Origin of the sequence: Cupriavidus malaysiensis, assembly GCF_001854325.1 — a bacterium.
GTDB lineage: Bacteria > Pseudomonadota > Gammaproteobacteria > Burkholderiales > Burkholderiaceae > Cupriavidus > Cupriavidus malaysiensis.
Window position 1 is genome coordinate 3,073,224 of record NZ_CP017754.1, and the last position, 19,340, is coordinate 3,092,563.

A 19,340-nucleotide genomic window follows, 5' to 3' on the forward strand; every position below is an offset into this window, starting at 1 on the left:
CGTTGCTAGTAGGCGACGGCATCCCAGTCGAACTTCCTGGAAATTGGGGTGCCGACACTGTTGAAGAAGTTCACCGTAAAGCCGGCCGCGCTCTTGGCCGAGACCGTGAAGAAGTCACCCTGGGCCATGTCCTGCGCCGTGATACCGATGGCCGGCACGATGCGGAACGGCTTCTTGAAGACCACCGCATGTGGCCCCACGCCCGCCACCACGTCGCGCGCGTACTCGCGCCGATCCGGCATGTCCACCGTCACCGACAGGCCCGTCACCAGCACGTTATGCGTGGGCGACGCACTCTGCAGCTCCACCTTCCACTGGAAGGCTCGCGCCTCATAGTCACCCATGGAGAACCGCTGCCAAGCAGACCAATCCGGCGCTCCGCCCGGGTCATCGCTTGTCGTGCGTACATACAGCGTCACCCCGGTGTCGTTGATCAGGTCACCATCAATCGACAGCCATCCGTCGATCCGGTCGGTACGGTAATCGATCATGTCTCCGGTATCGAAAGACACGGTGTCCACCGTCGCCGTCAGCCTCGACTTTTCGACGACACCTAGGTCGAGCGCGCCTGCGAACGAATAGGTTCCGCTGGACACGATGCCGCCCAGCGAGTCGATCAGCCCCCAACCACTGCTGCCGACCACCGTATCGATCAGCCCAAGCGCATCGATAGCCGGCTGGCTATCCCACAGCCCACTAGCATCGATCATCCCCTGATCGTCTACCAAGCCGTGGCCGCTCAGCTTGATGCCATTCAGTGCCGGATCACGGATCACATTCGCCTTGCCGCCGGCGAACAGCGGCTGCTCCACCACCGTGGCCACGACATTGAGATCCAGCAGCGACGGCGCGGTGGTGGCAACCTGAACTGCGGCGAGAGACTCATTCCCGCTCGAGTCGATCCATTTGGCCAGATAGACGCCTTCCAGCAACGGAAGCTGTGCCGAATTTGCTGCGCCGGAGATATAGCCGCCAATGTCGACGGCACTACCCCATGTCGCCTGGAACATGTCCGTCGTGTGTCGAATCCTGGCCTGCCCGCCGTTGCGCACGTCCAGCTCAACGGCAGCATCCCAGGCTAGGTTTGCCATGCCATTGAGCACAGTGAGCGATAGCCCGGTCATGTTGCGTGGTGGCGCTGACTTGCCGATGATCTGGTGCGCTGCCGAGTAGGTCCAGTCCCGACTGCGAACGCCCAGCGTAGACACGTAGCGCGCCCGCATCATGTAGTAGGCGCCATCTTCGACCGGCGACAGAAAGATGCTGGTCGTCGAGGCAGCCATCGGCGGGAAAGCGGTCCAGGACGTTTCTTCCAGTCGCTTGTACTCCACCTCAATTCGGCCGCCCTGCAGCAGCGTCACCGAGGTAGGAGCCGGCCAGGTCGCCAGCGCGCGCGAGATCACCACACCGCTCTGGCTCAGTATCAGTTGCTCTTCGCCGGACTCCATTCGGATCTGCCCCACCGATTCCACGTCGAACGGATTCGGCAGGTTCGTATCCGGCGCTGGATCGCGCGTAGTGGTGTCCCCATAGTTCCACTCGTAGACCGCGGCCGCCTCCTCATTGAGGACCAGGTCGATGCCACCGTCGTCGCTCATCTTCCAGGACATGACCCGGAAGACCTTCTCCGACCAGCCGAACTTCGCCAGCGACAGCCTGACGGTGCTGTAGGCCATGAGGCGGAAGGCCGTCAACTTAGCGGGAAACTCGACCACGATGCCCTGACGTGAACGCTCCAGGATGATCTTCGCCAGCCGCTGCGCCATAACCACATCCGTCGTGAACGGCAGCTCAATGTCGCGCGCAATCACCTCGCCGTCCTGCTGCGCGTAAAGCGGGTTGCTGACAGGCGGGAAGTCACTCGGCTGCCAGGCGTTCCCCGGGTTGACAAACGTCCCCTTGACCACGTTAAAGAGGTCTTTCCGGGACATCCGCGGCTGCACCTTCACCGGGCCGCGCAGATCGCTCTCGGTTAGCGTGACGGTCGGGATGTCATAGGCCCCCGCGAACAGACGAAACACGCCGCCCGAGATCACCACAGCGCCGGCGCCGGCCGTCGTCATCTCGGTCAGGTTGTCGCGCGGCGACTTGTCCAGCATCACCACCCCATTGCAGACGTACCGCCGCTGGGAGACACCACTCCCGACCGGAACTGCCTCCTCGCAGATATTGGCAGCCGTCGTCACGCTAGCCATATCGATGTCTGCATCGGCGCAACCGAATCCCCTCTCCTCCTTGAGGTAGTCGTAGACGCACAGCGCCCAGTTGTCGGTCCAGTAGGCCGCGCCTGCGCTGGGATTGCGCACCCGTTTCCCGCGCACCAGGGCTTTGACATTGGGCAGACCGTTTGGAAACAGATCCGCGTCGTACTCGAGGCGCACGTAGATGTAGCAGACACCGCGCAAGCGATGGTCCCAAGTCCAGCCTGGCACCTCCGCAACCATATCGCCATCGGCCCCCTGATCCACGGACCCAAGGTGTTTCTTGACGCGCACGAAGCTCTTGCTACGCTGCGCCTCGAAGGTGATTGCTACCGAAGTCGCCCCCTCGGGGACCGGGCCCAGCGTGACATGCGTCGGGCCTCCGCCGACCACGGCCTGCATGGGGATGCGGGTGTCTCCGAATGCGCTGTCGCCCCCTGGCGTAATTGCCACGACCGACGTGATCCTGCGCACCACATCGCCGACATTCACCATGACGGGGTAGAGTCCCGGCACGACCGTCCAATTGACGGTTCTGGAATCGCCCCACTCCTTTAGAAACTTTCCACCTGTCGGATAGCCGAAGCCGTCAACCTGGCCAACGGCATCGTCCCCCAAGTACACCTCCTCGATCGCATCACACTCATGGTCGGCCAGCGCGATGACCAGATGCATGAACTGGTTCGACTTGCCATTCCCATCCGTGCTCGCGGCGAAGATCAGGGGGCCAGATGTCATCGCCCGGCCGTAGATCAGGTTCCGGGGCTGGACGTTGGAGCGCACGATCTGTGTGCGCCCCTGGGCTTCTGTGCTGAAGCTGTTCGGCGTACGAGGCTTGAAGATCGCCCCCATCAGCGCGCTGATGCTATATGCCGCTGCCATGCTAGCCACAGCGTACGTTACGGCGTACGCAACTGCATAGGCAGCGGTACCGCTCGTGGCAATGACACCTGCCACGTACGTTGCAATAGCTGCTATCCCTTCCGCCATATAACTCCCCTAAACTTTCCACGCGGCCTTCGCAGCGGAAGTCGGCGCAAAGGTGAGGCCGTTGCGATCCTGCACAGCGATCTTGTCGCCGAGGCACAGCGCAAGCGCCTCGCCTTCGGGCGCTTCGATCAGAACGACATCCCCGCGACCAGCCAGCGCCGGGGAAACAGCGGGACCGAGCAGCAGCGTGGCGACACCGGCCACACCGCCGTAGTCCCGCAGCAGGCGGAATGCCGCCTTGTCGGTCAAGTAGGTTCCTCGCCAGCGCGCCGCATAGTCCACGCCTGTCATCGCCTGCACGGCATCCGCCACCAGCATGCAGCAGTCCGCCTTGCCTCGCGCAAAGCCAACATCGCGGCGACTTTCGACGAACTCCGCTAGCCGACTCGGCCAATCCTGCAAGCGTTCCATCAGCGCCCCCATATCAGTGACTTCTCCACCATCTGCGCCACGTACTCGAAGCCGCGATCACCTGGGTATCGGCTCTGCTGGTCTTCGTTGTTGTAGCGCCGCGTACGCGGACGATCCCATGTCACCATGCGCGACTCCGCCGAGAGGGTGATGGTTGCCGTGTCGCCCACCTCGGTGTTCATCGTGTCCATTCGCCCCGCGAAAAGCCGGATCGGCTGTGTCGCGAGTTGCAGGTCACCGCGCAGCGGAGCGAACCAGATCTGGCAGGGCTTTCCCTGATACTGCTCGGCCAACGTGATGGCAATCACCTCGGATGGCACCCCAGACAAGGTCAGCTGCACCCCGATCGCCTCCAGACTCGCCTGCTCCTGGATAGGCTCGATACTTCCCAGCGCACCGATCCCCATCCACGTCGCTCCGTTCCAGTCGACGTCATAGCCGGCGCTGCATACGCGCAGTGGCTGCGAAAAATCCAACTGGATGAAGAACAGGTATGGAGCATGGCCGGCCGTGACCGCACCGACCGCCGCCGCGTCGAGTGACCGCGTCATGTCCACGCCTCCACCACTGCGATCACCACCGCATCCGAGATCCGCCTCGCACCTTCGCTAACCCCCACGGAGAACTCATCAGTGGAAAGCATCATGGTGGCCTTCGGGCGGTCGAGAACGAGCGCTGCGCCAATGTCCGGCGCCTTGCGAAATGCCGGCGCAACCGGGATCTGCGCGTTGCCTGCAGCGTCGCTTGTCACGTCCGCCGTAACCATCTTCAGCTCCCCGCCTACCTCGATGAACTCCCCAGCCTTGAGCACGCGCGTGCTGGCAGGCCAGTACGTGGTCGGTAGCAGCTTGTAGTTGCTCAATGCCGCGCTGACCATCGGAGATCCCTGCGCCTGGTAGGACTGATTGACGAAATCCAGCACCACCCCATAGTCGGAGGCTCCAACACCGATCGCCGAAACTGGCCGCGCGTGCGGCCACAGGCGAAAGCGCCCGGCCATGCCCCCCAACGACACCAGGAATGCTTCGAGCTGACCACGTGTGTCCGGGTCCATTCGCGGCATCTCCAGCGACGCCTTCCAGCGCGCACCAGGTCGCTCGAGCGTCTGCGTCGAGCGATTCAGCGGCGACGTGAAGGTCTCTGTGTTGGATTGAAGCCCCCATGTCACCTTGGCCGGAACCAGGCTCGCCGGCCAGTTGACGATTGCCATTACACCCTCCCCGCAAGTTTCGCCGTCTGCCCGCCACGCCGCAGATCAGCCTGGATCTCCCGCACAGCCGCTTCCTTCGCCACATGCATCGCCTGGATGATGGAGGCCTGATCTGCCCGGCTGTCAACGTTGATGTGCTGCGTGATGTACACATCGCCACCGCCATCCCCTGAAGCCCGCGGCTCGAACGCATTGCTCAGCGTTGCTCCGGAATCTGCTGTTCCTGACCATAGGCCCGCGTCCGCTTCCCCAACAAATCCACCCGATGCGAACCGCGCCGGCCATGCGCCGCCGTTGATTGCCTCAAGAAGATTCCGATGCTGCGCGGTCGCCGCCGAATTCACGACGAATTCGCCATTGGAAAGCATCGCCGGGATGCTATCGCTGGTACCGGTACCCGGGCCGCTGATCAAGCCGCCGCCGGCCTTGTAGAAGACGCCAGTGGCCTGCGATCCGGTGAATTCCCCAGTGACCCCTTGCACCCCGCCGTTCCATGTCTCGGCCGATCCGAACATGCCGCCGACCACATTGATGCCCATCTGCGCGAGGCCAGAGATCGCTGCTCGCGCCTGAATCCGGACCAGGTCCGCGATCACCGACTTGGCGAAATCGGAGAAGCTGAGCTTCCCGTTCATCGCGAAATTGACTACCGCGTCCTCCAGACCTTGGAATGCGTTGGCGAAGGCCCGACTGGTCTGGTCCGCCACATTGGCGGCGTAGTCACGGTAGTTCGCCATAGCCTGCGTGGCGCCATTGGTCCAGTCCGCCTGCTTCGCCTTGAGGCTGGCGTAGTAGGCTTCGTAGTCCTTCAGCGACGCCTCCAGTTGGGCCTGAATAGCCGCCGTCTCGGCAAGGTACTGCGCCCCGCCGATTTGGCTCTCCGGCGTCGCCTTCGTCAGCTGCTCCTGTTGCCGGCGGAACTCGCGGTAGATCGCCTTCGTCGCCTCAACCTGTTGCTGCGCCTGGCTGCCCAGGCCGATGGCATCCAGCTGCCGCTGGTACTGATCCTGCTGAGACTGCCGGTAGCTGGCGATATGCTCATTGATCTGGGCCGAGCGCTCCTCCAGCTTGACCAGATCCTCCTTCACCTTGAGCGCTTTGGAGTCGGCCACGTACTGATCTAGCGCGGCCTTCACCTTGTCCTGGGCCGCAAGCAGGCTCCTCTGGTCGGCCGTCAAGACCGACTTCCCCTTGAGGTCGGCGATCAGCTGAACGAACTCGGCCTGTTTCTTCTCGGCCTCCGTCAGCTTGCTGGTGGAGGCCAGCGCGGCCTGCACCGCGGCATCCTGCTGGCGGATCTGCTCGATGAACTTCGTAGCCGCGTCGTCCTGGAATGCCTTCGGCTTGGCGGTCTTGGGATCCTTGTACTTATCGTTGATGTCGGCAACGAGCTTGCGGTAGTCGGCATCGCTGAAGGCGCCTCCGCCGGCCAGGATCGCGGCACGGTCGCGATTCAGCTTCTCCAGCTCCTTCTGCCGGCGCTGTGCATTGGACATGACCTGATCGCGCAGCTTGTCGACGCGAACTTCAGCTTCTACGGCCGCCTGCTGAACCTGTGCAGCCTTCGCCTGCGACTCCGCAGCGCGCTGCTCCATGCGCTGCTGTTCCTGCAGAAGAGCCACCTGGCGATCGATCTCGGCTACGCGCCCGGCTGCGAGGCCATAACCCTGGATGTCTTTCCGCTCACCAAGCAGCGTATCAATCCGGTCCTGCATCGTCGGCCCGGAACCAAATCCCTTCTTCAGCTCGGCCCAGAACTGCTGCAAGCCGGAGCTGAGATCCCGCCACGCGCGTTCGGCCTTCGACAGATGCTCGACAGTCGAATTGGCAACCTGCGCCGTCGCCGCATCGATGACGGCCTGGATGGCGCCGTGCTTGTCGCCCGCCTCCTGCAGCGCCTGGATGTGCTGGTACGTCGCCACGTCCATAAAGTGCATGGACTGGTTGTGCTCGACAGCCCACTTTGCCGGGTCCTGTGCCAGCTTGGCGTAGTCCTTGCTGACTTCGGCCAGCGCTTCCCCGGAGATGCGCGACGTGCGCACGACCAAGTCGGCCAGGCTTTCCATCTGGGAGCCGGTCAGCTCGCCACCCTTGGCGAAGCCAAGCAGCGCTTCTCGAGCGCTGCCGAACGACGTCCTGGCGTCCGCTGCCACCCGCTGCGTCATCGCCTGGAATGACGATGCCGTGAGCCCCGCGTAGTTGCTCGTCAGCTGCAAGGCGGCGTTGAACTCCTTCGCCTCCTTTGTCCCGGCGTACCAGGCATAGCCCAGCGCTGCCATGCCCGCCGCGGCGATGGTCGTTGGCGTGATCAGGCTGGCGATGTAGGTGGCCGTCGCCTTGATGGCCGGCACCACCCCACCGAACATGTCCTTCAGTTGGCCGCCCTGCTGGGTCAGGATCAGCAGCGGGCTCTGCCCGCCAGCGAGCTGCGTCACCACATCGGTCATCTGAGCCGGTACCGAACGCATGGCGGCATTCATTGCCGCCGCCGACATGCCGACACCCTCCTGCAGCTTGCGGTGCGAGTTGTTTGCCGCCTCGATCTGCGCAATGTACTTGTCGGCCGCGTCCGACACACCCAGCTCGGCCGCACGCAGGCGCATCAGCTCCTCGCGAGTCTTGCCGGCCTCGGCGGCCTGGCGCTGCAGCTGCGTCAGCCACCGCTCAGCCGTCTTGGACGACTTGTTGAACGCGGCCAGCGCTTCGTCGCCCTGCGCCTTGACCGCCTGGCGCGCCGCCTCGATCGCGGAAACCGAGTTGGTCAAGCGCTGGCGGATAGCATCTTGGCCCGTTACGAAGTCGGCGGCGCTCTTGCGTGCACGCTCCAGCGCCGAGATATAGCCATCGGCGTCCGCTGTGACGCGGACAACGGTTTCGTCATCCATTCACCAGCTCCCTCACTTTCTCCTGAATCACCGAGCGCGCGACCTGGGCAGCCTCTCGGCGGCGTGCCTCGTAGGCTGGGCGCAAGAACGGCCGCGCCGCCATCTTCGACGTGCCATGCTCGAGGAAGCGCCCGTAGAACGCCTCCTTGCTCCACGTGACCAGGTAGGTGGCCCGGCGACCCTCGACGGAGCGCTCCCGGTCGTAGGCAATCAGCATGTGATCGCGCAGGAAGCCCGGCGGATGCTTGCCAATCTTGCCTTCGTAGATGCCCAGGTCGACAGGCGCGCGCCGCTTCGCCTCGGCATGGATCACGCGCGCGCCGGCAACGGCGGCCTGCCGCAGTACTGATTCGCTGGCGATCGCCTCCAGCGCGCGCAGCGGCGCCTTCAAGGCCTCCGGGTTCTTGATTCGCAGTTGGCCTGCCATCACTCCCTCCGCGGGAACATCATGGTTTCGATCAGGAGCGACAGTTCCTCTTTGTCCTCAAGGTAGATCGGCTCCGGATCTGCATGCTCCCGGTGAAGGTCATTCCACGGGGCTAGATCCAACGGCGAGAACGGCTCTTGCCGCACCTTTGGGTTCCGGTGGACGTTCGCAATCATGGCGGCCACCATGCCGGCCCGGAGGTCGTCGTAGTGGCTGCCAAACGGTTCCATCCGGAAGAAGGCCATCCACTCGGTGAACTCCCTGCTGCTTACCCTCTGCTGCGCCTCGGCTACGGAGCAGCCGAGCTGGAGGGCGAGGCGGAACCAGAAGCGCCGCTCTGGGCGGCTTCGGAGTTTTTTTCCGCTTCCTCCACCGCTTGCGGACCCAGCCCGTTCAGCTTGACAGCCGCGCTCACCACGCGGCGCAGCGCGACGTCGCTCTTGATCCGCAGCGACTCGACTGCGTCACTGGTGAAGAGCGGATCGCCGCTCGCATCAACCACAGTGGCCACAAGCAGATGGGCCGCGAACTCGCTGTGGCTCAGCGTACCGGCGCCCTGCCCAGCAACCAGCGCATCGCGCGCCAGGCCGGACATCATCGCCACACGCACCACGCCGCCCCACTCGGGCACCGGCACGTCGACGGTCTTGATGTCCGAGGCGGACAGGATCTGTTCTTTCGTCAGATAGTTCATGTTATGCGTCCACCACGTCCCCGGAGATCCGGAGGGTTACGCCGGTCGACTTCACCAGCGCGTTCACGCCGCCTTCCAGCGGGCTGTTCTTCACCGACGCGGTGAAGGTCTTGGTCTTGCCGTTGGGCAGAGTGAGCTTGAAGGACTTCTGCGCGCTGGTACGCTTGGCAGCATCGAGCGCGAGTTGGCCGGGGTCGGTGAAATCCTTGTTCACGTCGAACGTGAAGGTGCCCCAGTCCTGCAGGCCGAGGATGTTCTCCTTGGCGGTCGAATCGAGGTCGGTCGTGTCAATCTCGTCGGCCTGGCCGTCGAACCCCTTGAAGGACAGGAAGTTCTTGATCTTCGTCCACGTCACCGGCGTCGCCGTGCCGGCTGCGGTAATAGTCTTGCCCGTGGAGTCGATTTCCACCGCGAACGTGTTGGTGGTCTTATTCTTGACCACGGCGGTCTGGCCGTTGAGCAGCGCCGCATCGGCGCCGGTCAGGCCGGCCAGCGTCACCACGTCGCCGTTGCTGAATCCGTGGGCCGCGATGGTCAGGATGGTGGGAAAACCAAGGGCAATGCCTGTGATGGTCTTCGCCGCGCCGGTGGTTCCGGACACCTCGATCTTCGACCCCTGGGCACTGATTGCAGTGGATGGCATGCGATACCTCGCAAATGAAAAAGCCCCGCGGCGCGGGGCGTTGATGAATTTCCCGAGGCAGCGTGCCTAGGGGTAGTACCAGATGGAGAAATCCAGCCGGGAGCCGTACAGGCCGGTGTCTTCCTCGTAGACGCTGACAGGCTGGCCGATTTGGACCGACTGCTGCAGATCCAGCGTCCAGTCCTGCGTGTCGGCAGCGAAGTTCGCCGACTTGATACCTGTAGACAGCGTCGATGCCACCGCCAGCATCAGTCGAGCGGCCGATAGGCGGGTGTCGGCCCAGACGGCAATTTGCATGCGAGCGTTCTGCAGGTCTGAGCGCCCCTCCAGCGTGTCGGTGCCAAGACCCCCCACTGCCTGGTAGACGATGTACGGGCGCGCGGCCTTCGCCTTCGCCTGATCGGGATAGCAGCGATCCGCGACCAGTGAGCGCAGCGCATCGAATACCAGTTCCTCGACTGTCTTAGCCATTCGATCCCCCCGTCTCGCACACCAGGTCGATGTACTCGCGCCGAACTTCGTCCGGTAGCACCGCCTTGATCGCGTAGATCTTGGCTCCGTGCAGCACGCGCATGCTTGCATCCACATCGGCGCGGTACCGCACCCGAATGCTCGCCCGCACAATGGACGTGGAGGCGTCCGATTTGATCGTCTCCCGGCCGGATTGGTGCAGGATGCTGGCCCAGACCGGCCGCCCGACATCGGTCCACACAGGAATCGGGTTCCCTGTTCTGTCCTGTTCTTCGCCGAGGCGCTGGATCGTGACGCGCTTGTTGAGCGGACCTGCCTTCATCGCTACCTCCAAATCCGGTATGGGTCCAGCAGCCGGTCTGCAAAGCCATCCGGCAACGCCTCCCGATTGGCGTACATCTCACCGACAGCCAGCAGCATCCATTGTTTGATGGGACGCGGAACGTCTGCGGCTGTCGCCCACCCCGCCGTATAGCTGATCGTGATGGCGCTTGGCCGCGGTGCGACCGCAGGCCATGCGTTCAGGGGCACGACGCGGCCGGGCTCGCTGGTTGGATCGACAAAGTACGCTGCGGACGGCAATTGCTGAGATGCGCCGGCGCTGTCGACGTAGGCAATGCTGGCCACCGTGACCAGCGGCGGCATCGGCAATTCGATCACTCCCGGGAATGCATCCAGGGTGAGCGTCCAGCCGCCCGACATGAGCGCACGCCGCAGGCGTTCCTCCGCGGTCGTCCGCGCGGTAACGATCAGATCCCCGATCATGGAATCCTCGTCGCCGGCGTCGACGCGCAGGTGCAGCTTCGCCTCAGCGAGCGACACAGGCTCGGCAGCTGGCGTGGTTGTGCGGCGCAGGCCCATGGCTTACTTGGTCTCGGGTGCGCCCTTACGCGCTTTGTTCTCGGCCGGCTTGTCCGCGTCTTCCGCCCAGCTCTCTTCGGTCGACACGCGGATGAGATCCTCATCCTCAGTCTCGATCTCCTGACCCTTCTTGAACTCCTCGACGATACAGCCGCGGTGGGCCCACTTGAAATCCTGCGTTGCAATCAAGCGCACGATGTTTCTCCGAAATGCAAAGCGGCCCCCGTGTGGAGGCCGCTTGCCGGGTTGACGATGATCAGGCGGTGGCGATCTTCAGCAGCTTGATGGCCTGCGTGTTGCGCAGCTTGCCGCCGACGCGCTTGCGCACGTAGAACTTCACGAAGCCCGGCGTGGTGATCTCATCGCGGGTGATACGCATGCCCACCTTGTCGCAGATCAGGTAGCCCTCCTTGAAGTCACCGAAGGCGACCGGGAAGGCATTGGCGGCGACGCCGGGCATATCCTCGGCCTCAGTGATGCCATAGCCCAGGAAGGTGGCCGGCTGGCCCGCGCTCAGCGCCGGCTGCCACAGATACTGGCCGGTGCTGTCCTTGTACTTGCGCATAGCTGCGAGCACCGCTTTGGCGGTCACCCACCCCGCATTGCTGCGATAGCGGGCGCGGATGCCATACACCATATCCAGGAACGTGTCCGCACTGGTCGGCAGCGCCGCGGCCTGGCCCGAGGCGAAGTACTGCAGCGTGCCAAAGGCGCGGGTGCCGTCGCCCGTCGCTACCGGCGCCGGCCCGGCCAGGAAGCCGGTCGGCTTCTTCGTGCCATTGCCGTTGACGAAGGCTGCCCCCTCACCCAGCGCGATCGCTTCGGACGCCGACATCGTCAGCCAGCCTTCCACGTCGAAGAACAGGTCGTCGAGCGATTCCTCCGACGCCTGCGGCTTGGCGCTGGCCATGCCGAAGGTCGGGACGATTTCCGCCAGATCCGGGGTATTGGTCTGGTTTCGGGTGTCACCCTCGCCGAGCCACTCGAACCCGGCCCCGTTGACGTCGAACAGCTCGTGGTAGTCGGTCGTGCCCACCGTGCGCACCGTGGCGATCTGGCGGATCGGCGAGATGTCGACGGACAGGCGAGCGATGGTGCTCTCGATGACCTTGGGCAGCGCATAGCCGCCGGCAGCGTTGTTGCCGACCACCGTCTGAGTGGCGCGAGCCTCGCGCCCGTCGACGGCCATCTTGGCCTCCAGCGCCTTCTGCGCTTGGGTGGCCTTCTGTTGGCGCTCGTGGTCACCCGGCGCACGCATCCAGTCCAGGAAGGCGCTACGATACTCCGCCTCCTCATTCGACTCGCCGTCGACCGGGCGGCCACCGGTCAGCGCGCCAGGCCGGGCGAGCTTCGCCTCCAGCTTCTCCAGGCGGCTCTTCTGCTCGGACAGACCATTCATGTGCTCGTCCATCTTGGCGAGCTTGGCGTCCAGCGCCTCGGTCGACTGGCCCTTCTTGATGGCCTCGATGCGCTGGTCGTTGGTCTTCTTGTATTCCTCGAAGGCCGTGTTGATCTTGTCGATCGCCTCGGCAATGCTGCCAAGCGACGGTTCGTCGCGCAGCTCGAGCGCGGCGACCATGCCGATTGCAGCTGCGGCCATCAGTTTGGCGCGGAAGGCGCCGAAATCGCGGTTCATATGGTTCATGTAGCACCTGTGGTCAGGAGTGGAGGTTGGAGAGCAGCCGTTGAGCCGCCCGCAATGCCTGCGCGGTCGAATCCGCGGAATCCCTCCGCTCTTCTCCCATCCGCATGACGCGCGACACGAATGCCGTGGCGTCGGCCTTGCTGAATCCGGCATCGCGCAGGATTCGCTCGGCATCTTTCGGGACGACCAGTTCTTCGCTGGCGCCCTTGATATTGGTAACTCGGGCCTTTTCGTTGGCCGGGAACGTGACCAGGGAGACTTCCCAGAGGTCCAGCTCGGTCAGGGTGCGAACCTCGGTATCGCGGTCGTAGGCCCATTGCTTGGACACGAAGCCAATGGACAGGCCGTTGAGCGCACCCAGTTTGAGCAGCGCATAGGCCTCCTTCCCGCGGGTGGTGTCCAGCGCAAGCTGCCCCTTGATCCGCAGCCCTTTCGCGTCCTCGACCATCTCGGTCCAGACACCGATCGGCTCGGTGGCATCGTGCTGCCACAGCATGGCCGGCATAGTGCCATCGGACTTGTGCTGCGCCAGCGTTGCCGCGAAGGCACCCTTGGCGATCACGTCGTCGTAGTTGTCGCGGACGCCGAACACGGAGCCGTAGCCCTCAACGGTCCCGTCGTCGCCCGTGGCCTTGAGCTGCAGCGCGAAGTTGCGGATCTCCCGGCCACCGACGGCGCTGCGGCGCTCAAGCATTGCCCGTCTGATCATTGCTGTTTCCTTGTTTGGTGGTCGTGTTGAGCGGCGTCAGCGGCTCATCCAGGCCAGGCAGCGGCTCTTTGCCGTCCTCGTCCCGGATCTCGTTCCGGGTATAGATGCCCATCTCGGCCATCGTGCGCGCCCAGACCGCGCGATCCTTCATCGAACCGGCCAGGAGGTAGCGCACGTCGAACTCCGCATAGAGCGGGCCGGCGCCGTCGAGCAGCATCTCGTCCATCCGCTGTGTCCAGGCGCGATGCCAGGGCGCCAGTGTGTGCTTGACGTGCCCCGCGAAGAAGGCCTCCGAACTGGCGAAGGTGGCCGTCTTGTCCGAGTGGCCGACCATGATCGGGAAGACCCCGTAGGCCCGGCAGATCTCCTCGACCTGGAGGCGGCGCGTCTCGACGCTCTGGGCGTCCACGCCGGACAAGGCCGTGCTCATCCACTTGGCGTCACGGTCCAGCACCAGCGGGTTCCCCGCGTTCTCCGGGCCGCCCTGGCGCTTGATCCAGTCCGTCAGGCGATCATGCTGCTCAGGAGTCAGCGTGCCCGTGACCGTGTAGGTGCCACTCGGCCGCAACCCGTTGCCATGCATCGCCGCCTGACTCCTCTCCGTCGCCATCGCCAGCCCGATGGCGGAGCGTGCCAGCGTGACCGCGTTCATGCTCTTGACCCAGTCCCACTGCAGACCATTCAGCACGAAGACATCCTCTGGCTCGAATTCGCCGATCAGCCCGAATTCGTCCCAGCAACGGTACCGAACCTCATAGCGCGAAATGCGGCGCACATCCCACTGGCCGGGCTGCACAGGGATCAGCTCGCGCACGCGCCGATTGTCGCCACGCACCTTGATCGACAGGCCCGCGCCGGTCAGCGCAGCATGCACCGTCATCTGGCGTCGCCATTCAAACGACGTCTGCCATTCATTCGGTCGCCGTGCCAGCAGGCGATACTCCGGGATGTTGATCGCCTTCTCACGCTGGCCGTCCGCCTTTTCGCGGTAGACGGTCAGGTTCGGCGTCGCGCAACCGTCCGCGATGGCTTTGACGCACGCCAGGACCGTGGCGACCTGCAGCGCCGTCTTGTCCGTGACGACCACGCCGGCAATCCGCCCACCGCTCACGCCGTCGATCATCCCGGCGATCTGGTCGTAGGTCAGCGCGGCAGCGCGCCGCTCCAGCCCCCTGCTCAGGACACCCATTAGCGCGCCCCTCGCGCTGCCAGCACGCCAGCGGCAATCGCAAGAGATCCGCCCGTGATAAAGCCGGCGGGCAGATACACCAAGCCGGCACCGAAGGCGACCGCAGCTGCGCCGCCGGCCATCAGCGCGTCAGGCAACCAGGCCGAGGCGATCTCGCCAGCCTTCAGCAGGATCTCGTTCAGTCGTTTCATTGCGGTTCATCCCAGAAGGATCGCCCCTTCGGGCCAGGGTTCAGGCTCATCAGGTGAGCCGCATCGAACAGCGCCATCAGCGGGTCAATCTTTGCTGTGCCACTGGCCTGCTTCGTGATCAGGATGCCGTTCGCCCGCTGCTCGACCCGGGCATTGCTCACGCTCCAGGCCATCATCGGCTGGCTACCGTGCTCGAAGGTGCCGTCGGCCAACTTGCGCTCCACCGTCTTGATCGTGCCGCCCAGCTTCCAGCCCTGTGAGATGCCGACCAGCAGTTCCGCAGGAACGCCGGCAGTGACCAGGTCATCGTCGAAATTGACCCCACTCGGGTCCATTCCGACCTTGTCCAGTAGCTCGGTGGCATAGATCTGGGCCACGATGGCTACCAGTTGCTCGATGTCCTCGCCAATCTCCTGGACGATGACCAGGTCTCCGGCCCGCTCGAAGTCCAGGAACCGCGGCGCCTCGGACTGCCGGCGCTCGAGAACAGACGGATGGGCCCATGCCCGTCCCCAATGCAGCCACCGGCTGGTCCCGGCCTCGCGCCCGATGATGCCCAGCCCGAGCAAATCGTCTAGGCCGCCGCCATCAATCCCGACATCCACCACTTCGCTGCGCGCCAGCAGGCCTTCCAGCGAAAGCGCGGAGTTTCCGCGCGACAGCCAGAAGTTGGCGCCGGCCCAGCGGTCGGACCGGAGGTTCAGCCCAATCTCGACATTCAGGTGCTTCGCCAGGAACTGCTGGAAGGTGCCATCCGTCTTGGCGCGGTTCTTCCGTAGCTGGTCCTCCAGCCACTCGGCACTGACCGATCGCCCGATGTTCGGGTTCGTGATGTAGAAGTTCGCCGGATCGAGGTAGGCCTTCGACTCGATCATGGCCGCGGGGAACTCGTACAGCACCCCAAGCGACTTCCGGTCGTCTATCTTCCCGTCGCGCACGTCGCGGTAGTAGGCGAGTTTCTCCTTGAACACGCCTGCTGGCGGCTCGTCGCTCTGCGTGGTGAGGTAGATCACCCACCCCTCTTCGCGCGACACCTGGCCGCCGGTGGCTTCCATGAACATGGATTCGGCGTCTTTGCGGGAGCCGAACAGCCAGTGTTCGTCGACCAGGATGCGCCCCGACTTCTTGCCCGAAACCGTATCCGTGTCGGCGGCCACCACCTTGAGGGTGGCGCGGCTCACACGGTGTGTGATCGTGCGGATATGGTCCTGGATGTGGAACAGCGCGGCCAGCTCATCGTCGGCCCGGATCATGCCAGCGGCCGGCTTGAAGCTGTTGTCGGCCACCTCCTTGGTCGGCGCCAGGATCAGGTGCTCTTCTTCCTCTCGCCAACACAGAATGACGGCGGTCAGCATGATGCCGGCCGCGATCGTTGACTTGGTGTTCTTCTTGCTGATCAGCAGGAAGAACTCCCGTATGAGCTGCTTGCCGGTCTCCGCGTCATAGCCGCCGAAGATGGCGGCTACGAAGTCGAATACCCATTGTTCGCTGCACTCGCCGAACGTCGGCTTGCCGGGCAGGTCGACGACGCGCAGCTCCTTGAAGATCGCCAGGGCCTGTTCGGCCTGGTCGGGAAAGATCGGCGGCGGGATGATCGACTCCCCCCGGATCAGGCGTTCCTCCCAATCCGGGCAAGCTGTCGTCCACTCCATGGTCACACCTTCCTGCCGCCATTTGCCACGAGCTTGGGCGGCGCGGCCTGCCCGAACCGACTGGCAACCTTCTTGGCCTCCTCGTCCTTCTGCTCCTTCTTCCCACCCTCGCCCAGCTTCTTGTGCATGAAGGGCATCAGCGCCTTGGCTGCGTCGATACGCTGCCTGGGGTCTAGCTCCAGGTCGTTCATCGCGGCGATCAGGAACGCCTTGGGGTCCTTATGCGCGAGCGCCGCACCCAGGTCGAACGCCGGCGCCGGCTTCGGCGGCGGCTCGACCGGGGCCGCCACCTTCTTGCCACCCTTGTGGCGACTGGCGATGTAGGCCGCCACCTCCGGGTCTTTAACAAGGCGCGACCCCGCTGCCGAGGCCGTCTTGACGCTGTAGCCCGCCGCGATTGCCGCGTCCTTATTGGATTTCCCGGCGATAACGGCATCGGCGAACACCCGCCTCTTGCCTGTTAAAGCCATTAACAAATCTCCTGAAGGGGGAAATTTTCTGTGCGTGAGGGAACGTGCGGTTTCCGGCCGGAAAGGCCCCAGAGATTGAAGCCCCCCCCACCCCGGCGCCTAGAAGTGCGCGATTCGGCGCACCCAGGCCCACAGACCGCGCGGGTCGCGTCGCACGAGCCGAACGCGCACCCCTTTCTGCAGCACCGCGTCCACTTTTGCGCCGTCAGGCTCAAGCCCGTGCCAATAGGCAAAGGCGTAGACGCAGCGCGCGTACAACAGCGCCCACCACGCAATGCGAACGCTCACCATGACCACCGGGCCGGGGCTCATGCCCGCCTCCGCCGTGTCTGACCAAAGTCCGTCGCCGTCTTCTTGGCGTGGCAGCCATCCGGCCCGGCGCACAGCACCTGGCAGTTCTCGTCGGTGTCGGCACCACCCTGCGACAGCGGCACGCGGTGGTCCAGCTCGAACCCTGCGGGGAATGCCGTCACCTGGCCACAGCCGGCGCAAGTCGGATCGTTCGTCCAGATCCGCAGCCGCCGTGCCTGTAGCTTCCGGCCGGCCATGCGTTGCTCGCTCTGGGTTGGCGCCATCGCCTTGTGCGGACGCGCTGCCATTGGAAGCCTCGCACCCAGCATGGGGATACGCGTCTTCTGCTTCATGGTGCGGTGGTCCTGGTGTAGAAAGCGCCTGCCGAGTGGCAGGCAAACCCAGCGGGATGCCAGGAGGAGACAACTGGAATGGGGCGCCGGAATGCAAAAAAACCCGCGAGGTTTTCACCTGGCGGGCTTGGACGCAATTCTTCCGTGTATCGAATTGACGCCTATATTACTCACCTTTTGAGCAGTCGCCTAGCACTATGCTGCAGCGGCCTCGAGGAAGCCGGCACCTCGCAGCGCATCATCGGCAAGGTATAGGGCGAGATCCTCTTGCCCCTTGATTCCGTTGATGCCCTTGGTACCACGTAGGTACTGGCGCAGCTTCGCATCGTGGCTGGTGGCTGTGCGCCGGCTCACGCCGCACTTGTCGGCCAGCGCTTCCATTGTCACCTTTCGCCCGAACGCATCCTTGTCGGCGCCGAAGTAGCGCTCGATGAGAAAGCGGCGAAGCTGGCGATGGGAGACGCAACCGGCCAGCACGGATACCAGCTCCTCCGTCAGGTAGACGATTGCCAGCTCCCATTCCTGATTGCGTCGACGGCCGCTGCAGCATGAACTGCGGCAGTCGCAGGGCAACCACGCGGGCGAGAAGCGCGCCACTAGGATGGCGACATGCAGGCCCGAAAGCGCATTGTCCAGGCGCTCGCGCAGCATTCCGGCCTGGCCGGCGCCATCATTCCCCACCAAGCCCTTTCCGCTGCCGACATGCCCCCGCATCAGCTTCGCCATCGGCGTCAGCGCGTACTGCTGGGTCGAGTACGAGAACGCGAAGCGAAGCGCGCTACGGCTGTCCGTGAATAGCTGTTCCAACTGATTCCCCTTTGCTATTGCTGCGCCCGTACGCCTTGGAGCCACCGCATATACGGCAGGCGCACGCTCACATGAAATTTCGCCTCGGCGGCCGGCAGGTGATCCAGATCCGCCCGAGACGCCACGCCGCAGACTGCCCGCACAAACCCGGCGGCCTCGTCTGCATTGCGGCACGGCTCCCCGGAGCGTGCTGCGACGAACCGCCAGAATTCAGCGCTCGCGCACCACATCCCTGCCAGCTTCGCCAGCGCGCCACCCTTCCCTGGCGCCGTCATACCGCCTTACCCATGCCGAACATCGCCCGTACCACCTCATGCTGCGGGGTCACGATCCCATCGCGCATGCGCCGGCGGATCACAGTCCGCTCGATGATTGCCTTGTAGCGCAAGGGATCCTCTTCCTTCATCCGGCGCATGCGATCGCGCTGGCGTGCCGCGTTGGAGATGGGAGCCGGGCGCGGCACGTCCTTGCCAGGGAACGGCAGCCAAAGGGGCGCCGGCCAGCCGCTGGTATGGCGTTGCCAGCCCGCGTGGTGCGCCTGCCCGGCCGCCCGGCGGTCGCGCATCATCTTGTCAATCCGCGTGCGTGAGGCCCCGGTCAGCTGCGCCAGCTCGTGCACGCTGCGGGGCCGGCGGTCGGCGCAGAGTTTCACCACGTAGGACCAGACCGCCGACCGGTTCCCCGTGAATGCCTTCGGGCCCAGGCCCATCTTCTGCGCCTTGTCTTGGATCGCATGCGCCGAGCGGCCGAGGCGGGCGCCAATCTCCCGCAGGGATAGGTCTCCCCGATCATGAAGTGTGCGAAGCAGATCCATCTCTTCTTCAGTCCAGTGTTTCGCCATCCTCATTCCCCTTTCACCAGCGCCACCGCCTTGACGATCGCCAGCCGCGCCGCCGCAGCTGCCTCGCTCCAATGCCCGACAGGAAGCGGCTCCCGCATCTGGGGTGCAATCGGCGTCTTCGCCGTCGCGTGCCTGTCCGTCCCGACATCTACAGACATGCACATCCGCACCTGAAGCGCGAAAGCCTCGGCGTTGCTGTCCAGCGGCGCGAAGTACCGCCACGGGCCACCGGGCTCGCGCACGTGCACCACCACCAGGTCACGCGCCCGGAAGCGGCGCACCTCGTAGCCGGCCGCCGCCGCAGCGCGCTCGGTCAGCTGCAGCTCGCTCTCGGCCAGGAAGCGGGGCCCAGTCACCGGAGCCCCCACACCGCGGCGCCGAGCATCACTGCCATGGTTG

At 64.5% G+C, this 19,340-nt stretch carries 24 protein-coding genes; all 24 read right to left on the reverse strand.

Annotation, left to right across the window (positions count from 1 at the left end):
- Positions 1-5: 5 nt before the first annotated feature.
- The 24 genes from BKK80_RS13740 to BKK80_RS13855 all read right to left on the reverse strand — a co-directional run bounded on the left by BKK80_RS13740 (position 6) and on the right by BKK80_RS13855 (position 19,297).
- Positions 6-3,083, reverse strand: coding sequence for a phage tail protein (locus tag BKK80_RS13740; RefSeq protein WP_157903233.1), 3,078 nt, complete (start codon positions 3,081-3,083; stop codon positions 6-8).
- Positions 3,084-3,200: 117 nt separating this feature from the next.
- Positions 3,201-3,602, reverse strand: a complete 402-nt coding sequence (locus BKK80_RS13745) for a DUF6950 family protein (protein ID WP_162287347.1) — start codon at positions 3,600-3,602, stop codon at positions 3,201-3,203.
- The gene (locus tag BKK80_RS13750; protein ID WP_071069921.1) at positions 3,602-4,153 is read right to left on the reverse strand and encodes a hypothetical protein; all 552 of its coding nucleotides are present in this window, start codon (positions 4,151-4,153) and stop codon (positions 3,602-3,604) included. Before BKK80_RS13750 ends, BKK80_RS13745 begins: the two co-directional genes overlap by 1 nt.
- Positions 4,150-4,812 carry a hypothetical protein gene (locus BKK80_RS13755; RefSeq protein WP_071069923.1) on the reverse strand — a complete coding sequence of 221 codons (663 nt, stop codon included), beginning with the start codon at positions 4,810-4,812 and terminating at the stop codon, positions 4,150-4,152. The genes BKK80_RS13750 and BKK80_RS13755 overlap by 4 nt, the downstream gene beginning before the upstream one ends.
- Positions 4,812-7,697 carry a phage tail tape measure protein gene (locus BKK80_RS13760; RefSeq protein WP_071069925.1) on the reverse strand — a complete coding sequence of 962 codons (2,886 nt, stop codon included), beginning with the start codon at positions 7,695-7,697 and terminating at the stop codon, positions 4,812-4,814. The genes BKK80_RS13755 and BKK80_RS13760 overlap by 1 nt, the downstream gene beginning before the upstream one ends.
- The gene (locus BKK80_RS13765; RefSeq protein WP_084545586.1) at positions 7,690-8,124 is read right to left on the reverse strand and encodes an HK97-gp10 family putative phage morphogenesis protein; all 435 of its coding nucleotides are present in this window, start codon (positions 8,122-8,124) and stop codon (positions 7,690-7,692) included. Before BKK80_RS13765 ends, BKK80_RS13760 begins: the two co-directional genes overlap by 8 nt.
- Positions 8,124-8,369 (reverse strand): phage tail assembly protein T, encoded by a 246-nt coding sequence (locus tag BKK80_RS13770; protein WP_071069927.1) that lies wholly within the window; start codon positions 8,367-8,369, stop codon positions 8,124-8,126. The genes BKK80_RS13765 and BKK80_RS13770 overlap by 1 nt, the downstream gene beginning before the upstream one ends.
- Before the next feature lie 44 nt (positions 8,370-8,413).
- Entirely contained in the window at positions 8,414-8,818 is a 405-nt protein-coding gene (locus BKK80_RS13775; protein ID WP_071069928.1) for a hypothetical protein, read from the reverse strand.
- 1 nt (position 8,819) lies between these two features.
- A complete protein-coding gene (locus BKK80_RS36495) occupies positions 8,820-9,461 on the reverse strand; it encodes a phage tail tube protein (RefSeq protein WP_071069930.1) in 642 nt (213 codons plus the stop codon).
- Between the two features lie 66 nt (positions 9,462-9,527).
- The gene (locus BKK80_RS13785; protein WP_071069932.1) at positions 9,528-9,932 is read right to left on the reverse strand and encodes a DUF3168 domain-containing protein; all 405 of its coding nucleotides are present in this window, start codon (positions 9,930-9,932) and stop codon (positions 9,528-9,530) included.
- The gene (locus BKK80_RS13790; RefSeq protein ID WP_071069934.1) at positions 9,925-10,254 is read right to left on the reverse strand and encodes a phage head closure protein; all 330 of its coding nucleotides are present in this window, start codon (positions 10,252-10,254) and stop codon (positions 9,925-9,927) included. Before BKK80_RS13790 ends, BKK80_RS13785 begins: the two co-directional genes overlap by 8 nt.
- A gap of 2 nt (positions 10,255-10,256) precedes the next feature.
- Positions 10,257-10,793, reverse strand: a complete 537-nt coding sequence (locus tag BKK80_RS13795; RefSeq protein ID WP_071069936.1) for a head-tail connector protein — start codon at positions 10,791-10,793, stop codon at positions 10,257-10,259.
- A gap of 3 nt (positions 10,794-10,796) precedes the next feature.
- Entirely contained in the window at positions 10,797-10,988 is a 192-nt protein-coding gene (locus BKK80_RS13800) for a hypothetical protein (protein WP_071069938.1), read from the reverse strand.
- A gap of 61 nt (positions 10,989-11,049) precedes the next feature.
- Complete coding sequence (locus tag BKK80_RS13805) at positions 11,050-12,438, reverse strand: phage major capsid protein (protein WP_236903682.1); 1,389 nt, start codon at positions 12,436-12,438, stop codon at positions 11,050-11,052.
- Between the two features lie 13 nt (positions 12,439-12,451).
- Positions 12,452-13,147, reverse strand: coding sequence for an HK97 family phage prohead protease (locus BKK80_RS13810; protein ID WP_071069943.1), 696 nt, complete (start codon positions 13,145-13,147; stop codon positions 12,452-12,454).
- A complete protein-coding gene (locus BKK80_RS13815) occupies positions 13,125-14,336 on the reverse strand; it encodes a phage portal protein (protein WP_071069945.1) in 1,212 nt (403 codons plus the stop codon). The genes BKK80_RS13810 and BKK80_RS13815 overlap by 23 nt, the downstream gene beginning before the upstream one ends.
- Positions 14,336-14,527, reverse strand: a complete 192-nt coding sequence (locus BKK80_RS13820) for a hypothetical protein (protein WP_071069948.1) — start codon at positions 14,525-14,527, stop codon at positions 14,336-14,338. Before BKK80_RS13820 ends, BKK80_RS13815 begins: the two co-directional genes overlap by 1 nt.
- A complete protein-coding gene (locus BKK80_RS13825) occupies positions 14,524-16,179 on the reverse strand; it encodes a terminase large subunit (protein ID WP_071069950.1) in 1,656 nt (551 codons plus the stop codon). Before BKK80_RS13825 ends, BKK80_RS13820 begins: the two co-directional genes overlap by 4 nt.
- Before the next feature lie 2 nt (positions 16,180-16,181).
- Positions 16,182-16,649: a terminase small subunit gene (locus BKK80_RS13830; protein WP_071069952.1), complete on the reverse strand. Its 468-nt coding sequence runs from the start codon at positions 16,647-16,649 to the stop codon at positions 16,182-16,184.
- 99 nt (positions 16,650-16,748) lie between these two features.
- Positions 16,749-16,961: a hypothetical protein gene (locus tag BKK80_RS13835; protein WP_071069954.1), complete on the reverse strand. Its 213-nt coding sequence runs from the start codon at positions 16,959-16,961 to the stop codon at positions 16,749-16,751.
- Positions 16,958-17,293 carry an HNH endonuclease gene (locus BKK80_RS13840; protein WP_236903683.1) on the reverse strand — a complete coding sequence of 112 codons (336 nt, stop codon included), beginning with the start codon at positions 17,291-17,293 and terminating at the stop codon, positions 16,958-16,960. Before BKK80_RS13840 ends, BKK80_RS13835 begins: the two co-directional genes overlap by 4 nt.
- A gap of 195 nt (positions 17,294-17,488) precedes the next feature.
- Positions 17,489-18,100 (reverse strand): hypothetical protein, encoded by a 612-nt coding sequence (locus BKK80_RS13845; RefSeq protein WP_071069956.1) that lies wholly within the window; start codon positions 18,098-18,100, stop codon positions 17,489-17,491.
- 271 nt (positions 18,101-18,371) lie between these two features.
- A complete protein-coding gene (locus BKK80_RS13850; protein WP_157903234.1) occupies positions 18,372-18,941 on the reverse strand; it encodes a hypothetical protein in 570 nt (189 codons plus the stop codon).
- A 2-nt stretch (positions 18,942-18,943) separates the two neighbouring features.
- Positions 18,944-19,297: a hypothetical protein gene (locus tag BKK80_RS13855; protein ID WP_157903235.1), complete on the reverse strand. Its 354-nt coding sequence runs from the start codon at positions 19,295-19,297 to the stop codon at positions 18,944-18,946.
- Between the last annotated feature and the right edge of the window lie 43 nt (positions 19,298-19,340).